Annotated in this window: 15 protein-coding genes; 8 read left to right on the top strand and 7 right to left on the bottom strand. The window is 68.0% G+C overall.

From position 1 onward, the window contains the following. Window positions 1-109: 109 nt before the first annotated feature. Together BoBH3_RS15310 and BoBH3_RS15305 are read left to right on the top strand one after the other, a co-directional pair. A complete protein-coding gene (locus tag BoBH3_RS15310; RefSeq protein ID WP_262331677.1) occupies window positions 110-1825 on the top strand; it encodes an AMP-binding protein in 1716 nt (571 codons plus the stop codon). A gap of 106 nt (window positions 1826-1931) precedes the next feature. Next, entirely contained in the window at window positions 1932-3041 is a 1110-nt protein-coding gene (locus BoBH3_RS15305) for a sulfite oxidase (protein ID WP_262331676.1), read from the top strand. A 123-nt stretch (window positions 3042-3164) separates the two neighbouring features. On the opposite strand, the gene mtaB is transcribed toward BoBH3_RS15305, so the two are convergent. Then, window positions 3165-4436, bottom strand: coding sequence for a tRNA (N(6)-L-threonylcarbamoyladenosine(37)-C(2))-methylthiotransferase MtaB (gene mtaB, locus BoBH3_RS15300; RefSeq protein WP_262331675.1), 1272 nt, complete (start codon window positions 4434-4436; stop codon window positions 3165-3167). Window positions 4437-4447: 11 nt separating this feature from the next. Then, the gene (gene dapF / locus BoBH3_RS15295; RefSeq protein WP_262331674.1) at window positions 4448-5332 is read right to left on the bottom strand and encodes a diaminopimelate epimerase; all 885 of its coding nucleotides are present in this window, start codon (window positions 5330-5332) and stop codon (window positions 4448-4450) included. A 139-nt stretch (window positions 5333-5471) separates the two neighbouring features. Here dapF and BoBH3_RS15290 point away from each other — a divergent pair, with 139 nt between their 5' ends. Further along, a complete protein-coding gene (locus BoBH3_RS15290) occupies window positions 5472-6365 on the top strand; it encodes a GyrI-like domain-containing protein (protein WP_262331673.1) in 894 nt (297 codons plus the stop codon). A gap of 120 nt (window positions 6366-6485) precedes the next feature. On the opposite strand, the gene BoBH3_RS15285 is transcribed toward BoBH3_RS15290, so the two are convergent. From BoBH3_RS15285 to BoBH3_RS15265, 5 genes are all read right to left on the bottom strand, one after another. Then, a complete protein-coding gene (locus tag BoBH3_RS15285; RefSeq protein WP_262331672.1) occupies window positions 6486-7544 on the bottom strand; it encodes an MBL fold metallo-hydrolase in 1059 nt (352 codons plus the stop codon). A 33-nt stretch (window positions 7545-7577) separates the two neighbouring features. Beyond that, entirely contained in the window at window positions 7578-8189 is a 612-nt protein-coding gene (locus BoBH3_RS15280) for a class I SAM-dependent methyltransferase (RefSeq protein ID WP_262331671.1), read from the bottom strand. A gap of 8 nt (window positions 8190-8197) precedes the next feature. Beyond that, window positions 8198-8824, bottom strand: a complete 627-nt coding sequence (locus BoBH3_RS15275) for a LysE family translocator (protein ID WP_262331670.1) — start codon at window positions 8822-8824, stop codon at window positions 8198-8200. Between the two features lie 216 nt (window positions 8825-9040). Further along, window positions 9041-9601: a CAP domain-containing protein gene (locus BoBH3_RS15270; RefSeq protein ID WP_262331669.1), complete on the bottom strand. Its 561-nt coding sequence runs from the start codon at window positions 9599-9601 to the stop codon at window positions 9041-9043. Window positions 9602-9671: 70 nt separating this feature from the next. After that, window positions 9672-10094 carry a hypothetical protein gene (locus BoBH3_RS15265; RefSeq protein ID WP_262331668.1) on the bottom strand — a complete coding sequence of 141 codons (423 nt, stop codon included), beginning with the start codon at window positions 10092-10094 and terminating at the stop codon, window positions 9672-9674. Between the two features lie 310 nt (window positions 10095-10404). Here BoBH3_RS15265 and ffh point away from each other — a divergent pair, with 310 nt between their 5' ends. The 5 genes from ffh to trmD all read left to right on the top strand — a co-directional run bounded on the left by ffh (window position 10405) and on the right by trmD (window position 14543). Further along, complete coding sequence (gene ffh, locus BoBH3_RS15260; protein ID WP_262331667.1) at window positions 10405-11982, top strand: signal recognition particle protein; 1578 nt, start codon at window positions 10405-10407, stop codon at window positions 11980-11982. A gap of 180 nt (window positions 11983-12162) precedes the next feature. Then, window positions 12163-12558 (top strand): 30S ribosomal protein S16, encoded by a 396-nt coding sequence (rpsP, locus tag BoBH3_RS15255; RefSeq protein ID WP_262331666.1) that lies wholly within the window; start codon window positions 12163-12165, stop codon window positions 12556-12558. Window positions 12559-12657: 99 nt separating this feature from the next. Next, window positions 12658-13185 (top strand): ribosome maturation factor RimM, encoded by a 528-nt coding sequence (rimM, locus tag BoBH3_RS15250; protein ID WP_262331665.1) that lies wholly within the window; start codon window positions 12658-12660, stop codon window positions 13183-13185. Beyond that, window positions 13172-13843, top strand: a complete 672-nt coding sequence (locus tag BoBH3_RS15245; protein ID WP_262331664.1) for an HAD family hydrolase — start codon at window positions 13172-13174, stop codon at window positions 13841-13843. Before rimM ends, BoBH3_RS15245 begins: the two co-directional genes overlap by 14 nt. 4 nt (window positions 13844-13847) lie before the next feature. Continuing rightward, window positions 13848-14543, top strand: a complete 696-nt coding sequence (gene trmD / locus BoBH3_RS15240) for a tRNA (guanosine(37)-N1)-methyltransferase TrmD (RefSeq protein WP_262331663.1) — start codon at window positions 13848-13850, stop codon at window positions 14541-14543. Window positions 14544-14648 lie beyond the last annotated feature (105 nt).

Below are 14648 nucleotides of genomic sequence, written 5' to 3'. Positions count from 1 at the left end.
TGAGATGCGGAAGCGCCTTGCGCCAAGGCCGGCGTTTCCGCACTGTATGATACTGAAAATGCACCGGACTCCGCCCCGCGGCGGTCAACCGGGCCATAGGGAGGGGATGATGAATGCGATTGGCGCCGCGCAGGCCAGGCAGGGCATGCGCCCGTGGCTCGCGCATTATCCGCCGGCCGTGCCGCCCGAGCTGGATGAGGCGCGGATCGGGACCTTAGTCGATCTGATCCGGACCGCGGGCAGCACCTTTGCGGATCGGCCCGCCTTCGAGAGCTTCGGCAAGACGATCACCTTCGCCGAAACGCTGCACGCGGCGGAGGCCTTCGCTGGCTGGCTGCAGGCGAAGGGCTTCAAGCCGGGCGACCGCGTCGCCCTGATGATGCCGAACATCCTGGCCTATCCGGCGGCGCTCTTCGGCGCGCTGATCGGCGGCTACACGGTCGTCAACGTCAACCCGCTCTATACGGCCCGCGAACTCGCCCATCAGGTCAACGATGCCGGTGCGCGGGTGCTGGTGGTGATCGAGAATTTCGCCCATGTCGTCGAAGAGGCGAAGCCGCATCTGAGGCTCGACGCCGTCGTCGTCGCCACGGCCGGCGACCTGATGGGCTTCAAGGGGCATATCGTCAATTTCGTCGCGCGGCGGATCAAGAAGGTCGTCAAGCCGTTCAACCTGCCGGGCGCCGTCGAGCTCCGCCACATCCTGCGGGCGGCGGAGCGGATGAAACCGGTCTCCGTCGCTCCGGGCGATATCGCCTTCCTGCAATATACCGGCGGGACGACCGGCATCGCCAAGGGCGCGACGCTGACGCATCGCAATGTCGCGGCGAATGTCCAGCAGTCGGGGCTTTGGCTGGAATGGATGCTGGAGCCGCCGCTCGGCCGCGCCGACTACCAGCATGTCATGGTCACGGCGCTGCCGCTCTACCACATCTTCGCGCTGACCTGCTGCTGCCTGTTCATGCTGCGCATCGGCGCGAAGAGCCTGCTGATCGCCAATCCGCGAGATATCCCCGGCTTCATCAAGACGCTGAAGAGCGGCCGCTTCACGCTCTTTTCCGGCGTCAACACGCTCTACAACGCGCTCGCCAACCATCCCGAGATCAAGGAGGTCGATTTCTCCGAGATGCGCTTCGCGGTCGCCGGTGGCATGGCGACCCAGGCCGCGGTGGCGAAGCAGTGGAAAGCAGTCACAGGCCGGACGATCATCGAGGGCTACGGCCTCTCGGAAACCTCGCCCGTGGCGACGATCAACCGGCCCGACATCCAGGAGTTCACCGGAACGATCGGCTTCCCCATCCCCTCGACCGAGATCGCCATCCGCGACGCCGACGGCCACGACATGCCGCTGGGCGAAGCCGGCGAGATCTGCATCCGCGGCCCGCAGGTCATGGCGGGCTACTGGAACCGCCCGGACGAGACGGCCCGCGCCATGACGGCAGACGGCTTTTTCCGCAGCGGCGACATCGGGCTGATGCTGCCTGACGGGCAGATCAAGATCGTCGACCGGATGAAGGACATGGTGCTGGTCTCCGGATTCAACGTCTATCCCAACGAGGTCGAGGATGTCCTGGCCTCGCATGCCGGCGTTCTCGAGGCGGCCGTGATCGGCCTGCCCGACGAGCATTCGGGCGAGGCGGTCACCGCCTTCGTGGTGCGCAAGGACCAGACCCTGACGGCGGACGAGCTGCGCGCCTTCTGCAAGGAGAACCTGACCGGCTACAAGGTGCCCAAGCAGATCTTCTTCCGGGAGACGCTGCCGAAGACCAATGTCGGCAAGGTGCTGCGCCGCGTGTTGCGCGAGGAGCTCGTGGTCAGGAAGTGAGGCGGGGCGCGGGGGAGGCATCGGCCCGCGAAGAGCACCATGTCTTCCGGGCCGGCCATCGGCATGATCTATTGCGCCATGGCCCCTCGCCGGAGAGATTGACCGCTTGCCTCACCGTCTCGTCGAATTGCCCCTGTTGCGGCGGCTGAAGCCCGGCCTCCATGTCCATGACGAGGAGGCGCTGAATGCGGAGCCGGCGCTCTCGTTGCTCGGCGAGGCGATAACCCCGATCGATGCCTTCTTTATCCGCAACAATGGCGAGCTGCCCGAGCCCGTCGCGGAGGGGAACTGGCGGCTCGCCATCGACGGGGAGGTCGAGCGGCCGACCGTCTGGACCGTGGCCGAGCTGAAGGATGCCTTCGAGACCGTCAGCGTGACCGCCGTGCTGGAATGCGCCGGCAATGGCCGCTCGCAGTTCGAGCCGGCGACGGACGGGCTGCAATGGCGGTTGGGAGCGGTCGGCTGCGCGCGCTGGACCGGCGTCCGCCTCGCCGATGTGCTGAGGGCCGCCGGAGTGAAGCCGGAGGTCGTCTATACCGGCCATCATTCGCCGGATCGGCAGATCGGGAAGCCGGAGAAGGCGGCGCTCTCGCGCGGGCTGCCTATCGCCAAGGCGCTGTCCCCGGAGACGCTGATCGCCTTCGGCATGAATGGCGAGCCGCTGCCGCGGCTGCATGGTGGACCTCTGCGCATCGTCGCGCCGGGCTATCCGGGCTCGGCCTGGCAGAAGTGGCTGGAGCGGATCACGCTGCGCAAGGACGAGCATGACGGCGAGAAGATGCGCGGCACGGATTATCGCCTGCCGATCAGCCTGGTTGCACCCGGCGAGGCGCTCGATCCGGCGAATTTCTCTGTCATCACCGACATGCCGGTGAAATCGCTGCTCACGGCGCCGGAGGACGGCTTCGAGGCACGGCTGGGCGAGCGCATCAGGGTCACGGGCTTCGCGTGGAGCGGCGCCATTCCGCTCGCCTCCGTCGAGGTCTCGGGCAACGGCGGTGCAAGCTGGCGGGAAGTGCGGCTGGAGCAAGGCGAAGGGCCCTTCGCGTGGCAGCGCTTCGAGGCGCAGGTGCCGGCGGAGCGGGCAGGGCCGATCGCCATCATGGCCCGGGCGCGGGACGCCGAGGGCAACAGCCAGCCGCTCGAGCCGGTCTGGAATCCGCGCGGCTATTGCAACAATCAGGTGCAGCGCGTGGAAGGCAGGATCGTCGCCTGAGTTTTTGAACCTTTCATGGTCCTGCGGCGTCTAATGCGTGGGTCTGCCATTCCGGGCATGGCTCTGCCGCCTCGGTCTCTCCCTCCTCCCATCGGCGACCGAGGCGGCTTTTCTTTTCCAGCCTCAAGCAGCTAGCAGCGCGCGGCCATCGGCCGTGTGGCCGGTCGCCGGGACGATCTGGCCCGCCGCGACGTCGCGGGCGAAGCGCACCAACGTGAAATCCTCCGCCCGGCCGGTATTGCCGCGCTCTGTCAGCACGGTGAGCCGGCGGCCGATGCGCTGCGCGAGGTGGCGTTCCTGCGCCAGCTCTGCTGCAGCCCGCAGCCGCGCGGCGCGCTCGGCAACGACCCCGCCCGGCAGTTGCGGCATCCGTGCGGCCGGCGTCTCGGGACGGGCGGAATAGGGGAAGACATGGACGAAGCTCAGGCCGCATTCCTCCACCAGCGATAGCGAGCGGCCGAACATCGCCTCGTCCTCGGTCGGGAAGCCGGCGATGAGGTCGGCGCCGAAGACGATGTCGGGGCGCAAGGTGCGGATCTCGCTGCAGAAGCGGATGGCGTCTTCCCGGCTGTGGCGCCGCTTCATGCGCTTCAGGATCAGATCGTCGCCGGCCTGCAGCGAAAGATGCAGATGCGGCATCAGCCGTGCTTCGCCAGCGATGAGGTCACGCAGCGTATCGTCGACCTCGACGGCGTCGATGGATGACAGGCGCAGGCGCGGCAGTTCGGGCAGGGCGTCCAGGATCGCTTGCGCCAACGTGCCGAGCATCGGTGAGCCGGGCAGATCGCGGCCATAGCTGGTGAGGTCGACGCCGGTCAGCACGATCTCGCGCGCCCCGGCCTCGACCAGCCGGCGGCATTGCGCGACGACATCGGCCTGCGGCAGCGAGCGTGAATTGCCGCGCCCGAAGGGGATGACGCAGAAGGTGCAGCGATGGTCGCAGCCATTCTGCACCTGCACGAAGCCGCGCGTATGGCCGGCGAAGCGGCCCGTAACCGGTGCCCGCAGCGTCGAGCGCGCCATGATGTCGCCCACCGCGACCTTTTCGTCCGGTGTCGCGCCGGGTTCGCCCAGGCTGTTCGAGCGCGCGAGCGCGGCCCAGCTTTCGGGGGCGAGCTTTTCGTCATTGCCGAGGATGCGGTCGGCCTCCGGCATGGCGGCAAAGCGGGCGGGCTCGATCTGCGCGGCGCAGCCGGTGACGATGACCGGGCGGTCCGGTCGCTCGCGCTTGAGGCGCCGGATCGCCTGCCGGGCCTGCCGGGTCGCCTCAGAGGTGACGGCGCAGGAATTGACGATCGCCACATCCGTCAGGCCGGCGGCTTCCGCCTGGAGCCGCAGCGCCTCGCTCTCGACGATGTTGAGGCGGCAGCCGAAGGTGACGACCTCGAGAGTCATCGGGGCGACCCTCAGGCCGCGTTCGTGAACAGGGCCGGGTCCAGCGTGCCCTCCCATTCGAATTCGGCCGGGCCGGTCATCAGCACATGACCGTCACTCTCGCGCCATTCGACGGTGAGATCCCCGCCCGGCAGGCTGACGATGGCCTTGCGGTCCGACAACTCGCGCCGCACGGCCGCGACCAGCGCCGCGCAGGCGCCCGAGCCGCAGGCCTGGGTGATGCCGGCGCCGCGCTCCCAGACGCGCAGGACGATATGGTTCGGCGCCTTCACGGCGGCGAGCTCGATATTGGCGCGGTCGGGGAAGATCGGGTGGTTCTCGAGCAGCGGGCCGATCTGCTCCAGATTGAAGCGATAGGGGTCGTCGACGAAGAAGACGGCGTGCGGGTTGCCCATGTTGACCGCGCAGGGCGTGTGCAGGATCGGATCGTCGATCGGCCCGATCTGGAGCTCGAAATGGCTGGTGTCCTCGAAGGGCTCGGCGAGCGGGATCTCCTCCCAGCCGAGGCGCGGTGCGCCCATGTCGACGGTGAAGACGGTCTCGCTGTCGCGGACGGCCGGCAGCAACCCGGCCCGGGTCTCGATCGCAAGGCGGCTCTTGGCCGTGCTGCCCATCTGCGGATCGGCCATCATCGCCCAGGCGACGCAGCGCGTGCCGTTGCCGCAAGCGCCGGCCTCCGAGCCGTCCGTATTGTAGATGCGGACGAAGGCGTCGGTGCCGGGGGTGACAGCGTCGTGCAGCACCATGAGCTGGTCGAAGCGGGCCCGCGGCTCGGAAGCGATGGCGCGCGCCTCGGATTCACTGACGCGGTGCTTCGAACCGCGCAGGTCCAGCACTGTGATCTGGTTGCCGAGCCCGTTCATCTTGAGGAACCGGCGGTTGGCCAGAGCGTTCATTTGGTCACACATCCCATCAATTGGCCGTCTATGGCGGAGGCGACGCGAAAAAGCCACCCTCCTGCCCGTTCCTGAGAGTAAGTGGACATCCTATGCTGCGCCGCAAGGTGCGAATCGCTTGAGATTCAGGGTCGTGACGATGCGGTATTCCCGGGTCTGTGTTCTGGCATTCACGGTGATGGCGGCTGCGACCGGCGGCTTGGCCTTCGCGCAGGGCGTGGCGCCGCCTGCGCCCGTCGAATCCGCGCCGCTCGCGCCACCACCCGGCACGCCGGTCCAGATGCCGTCTGCTCCGGCGCAGGCGCAGCCAGTTCCCGCTCCGGAGGCTCAGCCGCAACAACAACCTGTCCCGCAGCCGGTGCAGCCGCCTCCGCCGCTTTCAGGCCCTGTGACGCCGCAGCCGATGCAGCCACCGCCCGCGCCGCCCGGTCCTATCGAGCCGCAGCCTGTGCAGCCGCCGCCGACGCTGCCGGCCCCCGGCCAGCCGCTGCCGCCCGCGCCTTCCCAGCAGCAGACCGGGTTGCCGGACCCCAATGCGACGCTCTCGGCCAGAAGCGCCGATCCGAGCGATGTCGGCGAGGTGATGCTGGCGCCCAAGCCGGTGCTGACGCTCTCCGGCCAGTCGACCTGGGACCAGGGCTTCCTGAAGCTGTCCGAGAGCTTCAAGGCATTGAGAGCCGAGGCGCAGAGGTCCGGCCTTGCCATCGCTGGTCGGCCGCTCACGCTCTTCGTCGAGACGACCGATGAGGGCTTCCGCTTCGATGCGATGCTGCCGGTTGCGATCCCGCCCGGCGGGCAGGCTCCTTCGCTTGCGCCCGATTTCAGGATGGGCACCTCGCCGGCGGGGCCGGCGCTGCGCTTCCTGCATCAGGCGCCCTATGACGACATCGACTCCACCTACGAGACGATCACCGCCTATCTGGAGGCGAAGAACATCGTCGTGAAGGATACCTTCCTCGAGGAATACATCAGCGATCTCAACGATCCGGGCGATCCGAACCTCGAGATCAACGTCTACGTGCAGCAGCGATAGACTCTGCTGCAGTCGGCATTGCGATGAGCGCAAGCGACGAAGCAATCCAGCAGGACGGGATAGCACGGTCCTGCGCAATTCCCTGGATTGCTTCGCTGCGCTCCCAATGACGGCCGCCCGTCACGCCATCCAGCTCAACCCCGGCCGCATCGGCCTGAAGCGCTCCTCGGGCAGGCCGGCGGCCTGCAGCGCCGCCTTCAGTGCCTCGGGCGGGCGTTCGACGCCTTCGTCGGTGAGCTGGAAGGTGCCCCAATGGTGGCCGATCGCCTGCTCGGCGCCGAGCGCGAGCATGACCTTCACCGCCTCCTCCGGGTTCATGTGGTTGTCCGACATGAACCAGCGCGGTTCATAGGCGCCGATGGGCAGAACCGCGAGGCCGAACGGACCGTGCTCGCGGCCCAGCCGCTCATAGAGCGAGCCGTCGTGAAAGCCTGTGTCGCCGACATGGAAGATCTTCGTGCCGGCCGCTTCGAGGATATAGGAGCACCACAAGGCCATGCGCCGGTCGAAGGCGCCGCGGGCCGACCAGTGATAGGTCGGGACCAGGGTGAGCGCGACATCGTCCGACAGGGCAAGTCTGTCGTTCCAGTCATGCGCCTCGGCGCGGGCATCCGGAATCCGCGCCTTGACGATGGTGTCGTTGCCGAGCGGCATGATCATCCGCGGCCGGTCGCGGCCATGGATCATTGCGAGCGTCTCGATGTCGAGATGGTCGTAATGGTTGTGGGTGACGAGGACGGCGTCGATCGTCGGCAGATCGTCGAAGGCGACGCCGGGCGCGTTCACGCGCTTGGGTCCGAGGAAGGTGAAGGGGCTGGCGCGCTCGGAATAGACCGGGTCGACCAGCAGGTTCAGCCCGCCGATCTGGTAGAGGAAGGAGGCATGGCCGAGATGGACGATGCGGGCGCTTTCGACGCGCTCGGGCGGCTTGTCCTGCGGCGGGGCCTCGTAGAGCTGCGGGAAGGCCTCGCGCTCGCGCTTGCCGGTCTGCCATCGCAGCACGTCCATCAGCCCCTTGTTGGGGGTGCGACCGTCGCTGAAGACGAGCCCGTTGAAATGGTCGCTGACCGGACCCTGGTAATAGGGGTTGCGGGAGCGGGAGATGGCGGCCCAGGCTGCGCTGCTGGAAGCCAGCAGCGCACCGAGGCCGACGAAGGAGAGAAGTTTGCGACGATCCATGGCCCTGAAGAGGTAGGACGCCGCGACGCCTGGTCAAGCCTCCGGAGACTTGCTCGTCAGGACATGCAGCCAGCGTGTCGGCATCTTGTCGTATCCGCCGCCCATATCCTCCTCGATCTCGAAGGACGACCAGCGCGATGGCGCGCCGAAGGCGGCGGCGAGCTCGGATGGCGACAGGTAGTTGAAATAGCGGCCCAGGCTATCACGGCCTTCGGCCTCGCCGGCCTTGAAGCTGGCGTAGAGGACGCCTCCGGGCCGGAGCGCGGCATGGATCCTGTCGATGATGCGGGGCAGGGCCGGGCGAGGTGCGTGCAGCAGGCAGGCATGCGCCCAGACGCCGTCATAGGCGGCGGCTTCGTTCAAATCCTCGAAGAGGAGCACCCGCACGGGGCGGCCGAGCCGGCGCTCGGCCTCGCGCGCGAGCTCGGGAGAGCCGTCGGTCGGGACGACGTCGAAGCCACGCGCGAGCATCTCGGCGCTGTCCTGGCCGCCGCCGCAGCCCAGTTCGAGGATGCGGGCGCCGGTGTGGAGGCGCGCGGCGAACAGGTCGATGCGGTGGTGCTCGGCCTCGCGCCGCCGCTCGGCGTAGGCGCCGGCCTCGGCCGCATAGAAGTCGAGCGTCCGGCTGTCTTTATTCGTAGGCATGGTCGGGTTCAGTTGCTGCTGGAGCGCATGGCGACGGTGGCGATGCCGGCGCCGACGAGGAGCGTGCCGCCGGCCTTGTTGAAGAGGCCGATGGCGCGCGGGTTGCTGACCACGGCGCGGGCGCGCGACGCGATCAGCGCGTAGCCCAGCGCATTGGCGAAGGCGAGCGTGACGAAGGTGGCCTCGAAGATCAGCATCTGTGTCCAGAAATCGCCCTTCGGATCGAGGAACTGGGGCAGGAAGGCGACGAAGAAGGTGATGCTCTTCGGGTTCAGCGCCGTCACCAGCCAGGCATGAGCCAGCATCTTCCAGCCCGAGACGGCATCCTCGCGCGGCTTGGCATCGAGCGAGCCGCCCGCCCGGAAGAGCTTGATGCCGAGCCAGATCAGATAGGCGGCGCCGATCCACTTCAAGGCGGTGAACACGAAGGCCGATGTCGCCAGCAAGGCGCCGACGCCGAGCATGGAGAGCGTCATTGCCGTGAAGTCGCCGAGCGCCACGCCGATCGCGGTCGGCAGGGCGGTGCGCCAGCCCTGGCCGAGCGCATAGGAGATGACGAGCAGGATGGTCGGGCCGGGGATCACCAGCAGTACGGCGGTGGCGGCGGCGAATGCAGCCCAGGCTTCGAAGGTCATGACGGGGCTCTCCCTGTAAAGGCGAGAGCCATCACCAGATGGGGCGCCTTGTAAAGGGGTAAGCTTGGTGAAAGCGGCAAGGCTAAGCCCTCATCCTGAGGAGCCGCGAAGCGGCGTCTCGAAGGATGCTTCAGGAGGTCCGGAACCAACTGGACCATCCTTCGAGACGGCCCTCCGGGCCTCCTCAGGATGAGGGCTGAACTCTGTGAGGCAGGCTCAGCGGATGCTGCCGGCCGAGCCAAAGGGGCCTGCGCTGATCTCGCGCCGCGGCTCGGGATCGGCCGCCACGACCAGCGCCCACCAGGCGCCGTAGCTCGTGCGCGGGTCCTTGGCCAGCGCGATGCCGTAGCGGGTCGCCTCGCGCATCAGCAGGTTGGCGTTGTGCGCCGAAGACTGCCGCCAGCCTGTGAAGGCCTCCTCGGTCGAGAAATAGCCCGCGCCGATGTTCTCCGCCGCGCGGGCGCCATTCAGGCCGGCCGACTCGACGCGGGCGGCGAAGGCGCCGGCGGCGTCATGCGACAGGGAGTTCGACTTCGCCATCGCATCCGCCTGGCGCTGCGCCATGCCCATCAGCCGCGGGTCGGGCCTGACGGGGCCGAGGCCGTGGCTCGCACGATAGGCATTCAGGATGCGCCCCGCCGAGGCCGGATCGAGCGAGACGGCGGCAAGCTTCTCCGCCGCGCCCGGGGTGATCGGCCCTTCACGGCGCGCGTCGCCGGCGCAGCCCGCGAGGAGGATGGCAGAAATCAGCAGGGACAGGGCTGTGTGGCGTTTCATTCTGGCGTCATCTCGAATCGGTTGAGCAGCGATGCCGCCGGATCGGGGCCATTCTAGGGCCGCCGCACGATCAGCCGCGTGCGCCGTCGATGACGCGGCAGAATGCCTTGCGAACATAATCTTCCGGCGCGACCTGCCCCGCCTGGACGACGAAGACGGCATCGACCCGCGTGCTCTTGCCGTTCTTGCGAGCCGTGATGCGGAGCGTCTGCGGACGGCCCGAGCCTGAGGTCTCCTGAATGGCGACGACGGCGCTGGTCGACTTGTCGATACGCATATCGGCGAAACCTTCTGCCGAAACGGCGGCGGCGAGGTCCTTGAGGACGGTGGCAGGCGGCCGGCTGACGAGATCCCAGGTGCGATAGCTCAGGCCCGTGACCATCGGTACGCCGTCAACCTTGAAGTTGCTGGCGCAGGGTTGGGCGAGAGCCGAGGTCGAGACGATGATGGCCCCGACAGCGGCAGGCAGGATCGTTCTAAAGAGGCAAGGCATCGTCTATCCTTCGGCGTGCAAATCAAGCGGTGCAGGATTGCGGTAGTGTGGAGTCGGATGCAATCGCAGCCGGCGCGAGCGGCGGCGATTGTCCCCGAAACTTGACTTTCGCCACATTCTTCCGCTTTAAGTCCGGCCATCCGTTTCGCCGACATCGCCGAAACCACATCCGCCGACCGGGCCGCGCCTTAGTCGCTTCCATGAGCCCGGAGGTCAACGCCCGACAGCGCGTCTGCGCCCTCGGGCGCGAAACCGCTTGGCGATGCAGTTCTGGCGGTGCCGGTTTCCTGAGGCAAGCAAGCAGGTCCGCATGTTCGGCACGCTGAGCGACAGACTCTCCGGCATCCTTTCGGGGCTTACCCGCAGGGGCGCGTTGACCGAGGAAGACGTCAACGCCGCGCTGCGCGAAGTGCGTCGCGCGCTGCTGGAGGCGGACGTCGCGCTCGAGGTCGTGCGCAGCTTTACCGACAAGGTCAGAGAACGCGCTGTCGGCGCCGAGGTTCTGAAGTCGATCACGCCCGGCCAGCAGGTCATCAAGATTGTCAACGACGTGCTGATCGACACGCTCGGTGGCGAGGGCGAGGCGATCTCGCTCGCCTCAGTCCCGCCGGTGCCGATCCTGATGGTTGGCCTCCAGGGCTCGGGCAAGACGACCTCGACCGCCAAGATCGCTAAGCGCCTGACCGACCGGGACAAGAAGAAGGTCCTGATGGCGTCGCTCGATACGCGGCGCCCCGCTGCGATGGAGCAGCTTGCCATCCTCGGCCAGCAGGTCGGCGTGCAGACGCTGCCGATCGTCGCCGGGCAGTCGGCCGTCCAGATCGCCCGCCGCGCGATCGAGGCCGGGCGCCTCGGCGGCTACGACGTCGTGATGCTCGACACGGCCGGCCGCGTCACGCTCGACGAGGCGCTGATGGCCGAGGTCGCCGAGGTCAAGGCGGCGACCGATCCCCATGAAGTGCTGCTGGTCGCGGATGCGCTGACCGGCCAGGATGCCGTCAACACGGCGCGCGCCTTCGACGGCCGCGTCGGGCTGACCGGCATCGTGCTGACCCGCATGGATGGCGATTCGCGCGGCGGCGCGGCGCTCTCGATGCGCGCTGTCACTGGCAAGCCGATCAAGCTCGTCGGCACCGGCGAGAAGACCGATGCGCTGGAGGAGTTCCATCCCTCGCGCGTCGCCAACCGCATCCTCGGCATGGGCGACATCGTCTCGCTCGTCGAGAAGGCGGCGCTGACGATCGATGCCGAGCAGGCGCAGGCGACTGCGCAGCGCATGGCCAAGGGGCAGTTCGACCTCTCCGACATGCGCGCCCAGCTGCAGCAGATGGAGAAGATGGGCGGCATCGGCGGCGTGATGGGCATGCTTCCGGGCATGAAGCAGGCGCAGGCGCAACTCGCCAGCTCAGGTGTCGGCGACAAGATGTTCAAGCGCATGATTGCGGCGATCGACTCGATGACGCCGGCGGAGCGGAAGAACCCTGATCTGCTCAAGAACAGCCGCAAAAAGCGTATTGCGGCCGGTTCCGGCACGTCGGCGGAGCAGATCAACAAGCTGCTCAAGATGCATCGCGGCATGGCCGACATGATGAAGACAATGAGCAAGCAGAAGGGCGGCATGCTCGGCAAGCTGGGCTCGATGTTCGGGCTCGGCGGCGGTGGACTGCCGCCCGGCATGCCCGATCCCTCCAAGATGGACCCGGCCCAGCTCGAGGCGCTGCAGAAGCAGCTCGGCGCGGGCGGCGGGCTGCCTTCGCTGCCGCCGGGCGGTTTCCCCGGCCTGCCGAAGGGCGTCACGCCGCCGGCCGGCATGATGCCGAAGCTGCCGGGCCTTGGCGGCGGTGGCCTGCCGGGCTTGGGCGGGCCGTTCGGGGGGAAGAAGAAGTGAGACATCGTTCGGCCGTGACGCAGATCGTCATGGTCGGGCTTGTCCCGACCGTCCACGTCTTTGCGACGTCGAGGCCGGGAAAACACGTGAATGCTCACCACAAGGGCGAGCATGACGGGCTAGTGCCCGGCGCGAGCCGGTAAGACCAACCAAGACCAAGACCAGAGAAAGAGAAGAGCCATGTCCCTCAAGATCCGCCTGACCCGCGGCGGCGCCAAGAAGCGCCCCTATTACCGCATCGTCATCGCTGATGCCCGCTCGCCGCGCGATGGCCGCTTCATCGAGAAGATCGGCTCCTATGATCCGATGAAGCCGAAGGATTCGGCCGAGCGCGTCGTGCTCGACGTCGAGAAGGCCAAGGAGTGGCTCGCCAAGGGCGCCCAGCCGACCGACCGCGTGCTGCGCTTCCTCGATGCCGCCGGCCTGACCAAGCGCCCGGCCCGCAACAACCCGAAGAAGGCAGAGCCCGGCGACAAGGCCAAGGAGCGCGCTGCCGCCCGCGCCGAGAAGGCCGCTGCCCCGGCTCCCGAGCCGGCGCCGGCTCCGGCCGCCGAAGAAGCTGCCGCCGAGGCGTGAGCTTGATGATCGGCACGTCATTCTCGGGCGAAGCGCAGCTTCGACCCGAGAACCTCTTGCAAGAGATGCTCGGGTCAAGCCCGAGCATGACGTGCCGGTATGTCTGACCTGATCCTCCTCGGCGTCATCGGAGCGCCGCACGGCATCCGCGGCGAGGTCAGGATCAAGGCCTTTACCGGCGATCCGCTCGCGATCGCCGAGTACGGCCCGCTGACGGACCGCAAAGGCCGCAGCTTCACGATCGCCGAAATCCGCCCCGCGAAGGAGGTGGTGGTCGCCCGGATCAAGGGCGTCGCCACACGCGAGGCGGCCGAGGCGCTGAACGGCGTCGAGCTGTTCGTTTCCCGCGACAAGCTCCCGGAAGCCGAGGACGAGGACGAGTTCCTGCAGGCCGATCTGCTCGGCTGCAGCGTGGTCGGCCCCGATGGGGTGGTGCTCGGCACCGTCTCGACCGTCGAGAATTACGGTGCCGGCGATCTGCTCGACATCGCCACGCCGGACGGGCGCTCCGTGCTAATGCCCTTCACCAAGGCCTATGCGCCGCGCATCGACATCGCGGCACGCCGGATCGAGGCCGAGCCGCCGCTGGGATTGTTCGAGCCGGAGCCCGAGAATGACAAGCGCTAGGCCTGCCCGCGCGCTGATCTTCGACATGGACGGCACCATCGTCGATAATATGCGCTTCCACGACGATGCCTGGGAAAGCTGGCATCTGCGCAACGCGCTGCCCTTCGACCGCGCCACCTTCTCGGTCCGCACAGCCGGCATGGCGGTCTCGGAGATCATCGGGCCCTATTTCCCCGCGGCGACGGCCGAGGAGATCGCCGCGATGGGAGAGGCCAAGGAAGCGCTCTACCGCGAGACCTATCGGCCGCATATCGCCGCGACGGGCGGATTGCTCGAGCTGATGGCGCGGGCCGAAGCGGCGGGCGTGCCGATGGCGGTTGCAACCGCCGCGCCGCCGCCGAATGTCGCGCTGGTGCTGGACACGCTGGCCTTACGCGATCGCTTCGCCACCATCGTCTCGCCGAGCCAGGGCTTTCGCGGCAAGCCGCATCCCGACATGTTCCTGGCGGCGGCCGAGCGGATGAAGGTCGAGCCCGCCGATTGCATCGTCTTCGAGGATGCGCCCAATGGCGTGGAGGCGGCGCGCCGCGCCGGGATGCCGGCCGTTGCGCTCCTGACCCTGCTCGGAGCCGAGGGCTTCGGACATTACGAAAACCTGATCGCCGCCGTCGGCGATTTCACGGCGCTGGACGGGCTGCCGGCCCTGCGCTTTGCTTGAGGCCATGCCCTTTCGCGCCTCGATCCTGACGCTCTACCCGGAGATGTTCCCGGGACCGCTCGGCATCTCGCTGGCGGGGGAGGGGCTGCGTAAGGAGCTCTGGTCTCTCGATACCCACCAGATCCGCGAGCACGGCATTGGCCGCCACCGCAACGTCGACGACAATCCGGCCGGCGGCGGCGCCGGCATGGTGCTGCGCTGCGACGTGCTGGCTGCGGCGATCGACGCCGCGGTGCCGCACGACGACCCGCGCCCGCGCTTGCTGATGTCACCGCGCGGACGTCCGCTGACGCAGGTCCAGGTGCGCGAATGGGCTGCGGGGCCGGGCCTCGTCATCGTCTGCGGGCGCTTCGAGGGCGTGGACGAGCGCGTGATCGAGGGGCGCAACCTCACCGAGGTCTCGATCGGCGACTATATCCTCTCCGGCGGCGAGATGGCGGCGCTGACCCTGCTCGACGCCTGCGTGCGGCTGATCCCGGGCGTGATGGGCAAGGTCGCTTCGGGCGAGGACGAGAGCTTCGAGAGCGGACTGCTCGAATATCCGCACTATACGCGGCCGCGCGAATGGGAGGGCCGGGGCCTGCCCGAGGCGCTGCTCTCCGGCGACCATGCGCGCATCGCGAAATGGCGGCGCGAGCAGGCGGAGACGATCACACGGGAGCGGCGGCCGGATCTGTTGAAGGAGCGCGGCGAGGGTTGAGGCCTGGCCGTCATTCTCGGGCGGAGCGAAGCGCAGACCCGAGAATCTCTGCCCCGGAGCGGTGCCTTTCCTGCCTGAGATGCTCGGGTCAAGCCCGAGCATGAC

It is taken from the genome of Allobosea sp. BH3 (assembly GCF_025499465.1).
Classification (GTDB): Bacteria; Pseudomonadota; Alphaproteobacteria; order Rhizobiales; family Beijerinckiaceae; genus Allobosea.
The sequence above is the reverse complement of the archived record's forward strand: the minus strand, read 5'-3'. Positions and strand labels throughout refer to the sequence as shown.

Coding starts and splice junctions, on each gene's coding strand:
- ffh (WP_262331667.1), top strand. CDS start 10,405: ATGTTCGGCACGCTGAGCGACAGACTCTCCGGCATCCTTTCGGGGCTT.
- BoBH3_RS15280 (WP_262331671.1), bottom strand. CDS start 8,189: ATGCCTACGAATAAAGACAGCCGGACGCTCGACTTCTATGCGGCCGAG.
- BoBH3_RS15245 (WP_262331664.1), top strand. CDS start 13,172: ATGACAAGCGCTAGGCCTGCCCGCGCGCTGATCTTCGACATGGACGGC.
- mtaB (WP_262331675.1), bottom strand. CDS start 4,436: ATGACTCTCGAGGTCGTCACCTTCGGCTGCCGCCTCAACATCGTCGAG.
- BoBH3_RS15275 (WP_262331670.1), bottom strand. CDS start 8,824: ATGACCTTCGAAGCCTGGGCTGCATTCGCCGCCGCCACCGCCGTACTG.
- BoBH3_RS15270 (WP_262331669.1), bottom strand. CDS start 9,601: ATGAAACGCCACACAGCCCTGTCCCTGCTGATTTCTGCCATCCTCCTC.
- BoBH3_RS15285 (WP_262331672.1), bottom strand. CDS start 7,544: ATGGATCGTCGCAAACTTCTCTCCTTCGTCGGCCTCGGTGCGCTGCTG.
- BoBH3_RS15290 (WP_262331673.1), top strand. CDS start 5,472: ATGCGGTATTCCCGGGTCTGTGTTCTGGCATTCACGGTGATGGCGGCT.
- trmD (WP_262331663.1), top strand. CDS start 13,848: ATGCCCTTTCGCGCCTCGATCCTGACGCTCTACCCGGAGATGTTCCCG.
- rimM (WP_262331665.1), top strand. CDS start 12,658: ATGTCTGACCTGATCCTCCTCGGCGTCATCGGAGCGCCGCACGGCATC.
- rpsP (WP_262331666.1), top strand. CDS start 12,163: ATGTCCCTCAAGATCCGCCTGACCCGCGGCGGCGCCAAGAAGCGCCCC.
- BoBH3_RS15265 (WP_262331668.1), bottom strand. CDS start 10,094: ATGCCTTGCCTCTTTAGAACGATCCTGCCTGCCGCTGTCGGGGCCATC.
- BoBH3_RS15310 (WP_262331677.1), top strand. CDS start 110: ATGAATGCGATTGGCGCCGCGCAGGCCAGGCAGGGCATGCGCCCGTGG.
- dapF (WP_262331674.1), bottom strand. CDS start 5,332: ATGAACGCTCTGGCCAACCGCCGGTTCCTCAAGATGAACGGGCTCGGC.